Annotated in this window: 1 protein-coding gene; it reads right to left on the bottom strand. The window is 68.6% G+C overall.

Features of this window, described 5'->3' with window-relative positions; all coding sequences use genetic code 11:
- Positions 1-53: 53 nt before the first annotated feature.
- Positions 54-1,097, bottom strand: a 1,044-nt coding sequence (locus EV643_RS43945; RefSeq protein ID WP_133806172.1) for an IS256 family transposase, incomplete at its 5' end; no start/stop codon positions are given.

Below are 1,097 nucleotides of genomic sequence, written 5' to 3'. Positions count from 1 at the left end.
GGTCAAGTCCATCCGTGTGGTGTAGCGGTTGTGTCGCGTGATCCTCTGGTTGGTTAGGCGCTGAGCGCCGGGATGTCGGTGTCTGTGGTGGTCTCCTCTGTGGTCTCGATGAGGGCGAGTCGGGACTTGGCGAGGACGTCGAGGCCGAGGTAGCGGCGGCCCTCGATCCAGTCGTCGTGTTGCTCGGCGAGCACGGCGCCGACGAGGCGGATCAGTGCGTCTCGGGCTGGGAAGATGCCGACCACGTCGGTGCGGCGGCGGATCTCGCGGTTCAGCCGTTCTTGCGGGTTGTTGGACCAGATTTGTCGCCAGATCTCCTTCGGGAACGCGGTGAACGCGAGCACGTCGGCGCGGGCTTGCTCGAGGTGGTCGACGACCGCGGGTAGCTTGTCGGCCAGGGCGTCGAGGACGCGGTCGAACTGTTCGTGCACCGCGTCCTTGTCGGGTTGGTCGTAGACCGAGTGCAGCAGCGTCTTCACCCAAGGCCAGCTGGCCTTGGGGGTCACGGACATGAGGTTGGCGGCGTAGTGGGTGCGGCAGCGCTGCCACGACGCGCCCGGCAGGGTGGCGCCGATCGCCGCGGTCAGCCCGGAATGCGCATCGGAGGTGACGAGCCGGACTCCGGTCAGGCCGCGGGCTGTCAGGTCCCGTAGGAAGGCCAGCCAGCCGGCGCCGTCCTCGGCCGAAGTGACTTGCAGGCCAAGGATTTCGCGGTGTCCGTCACCGTTGACGCCGGTCGCGACCAGGGCGTGGACGTTGACGACCCGGCCGCCTTCGCGGACCTTCAGCACCAGCGCGTCGGCGGCGACGAACGTGTACGGGCCGGCGTCCAACGGCCGGGTCCTGAACTGGTGGACCTGCTCGTCCAGCTCGGCCGCCATCACCGAGACTTGCGACTTCGACAACCGGGTGATGCCGAGGGTCTCGACCAACTTCTCCATCCGCCGCGTGGACACCCCGAGCAGGTAGCAGGTCGCGACCACCGTGGTCAACGCCCGCTCCGCGCGGCGGCGCCGTTCCAGCAGCCAGTCCGGGAAGTAGCTGCCCGAGCGCAGCTTGGGGATCGCCACGTCCAGGGTGCCGGCGCGGGTGTCGAA

The organism is Kribbella caucasensis, assembly GCF_004361855.1.
GTDB classification, from domain to species: Bacteria; Actinomycetota; Actinomycetes; order Propionibacteriales; family Kribbellaceae; genus Kribbella; species Kribbella caucasensis.
This window is presented reverse-complemented; position numbering and strand designations above follow the sequence as displayed.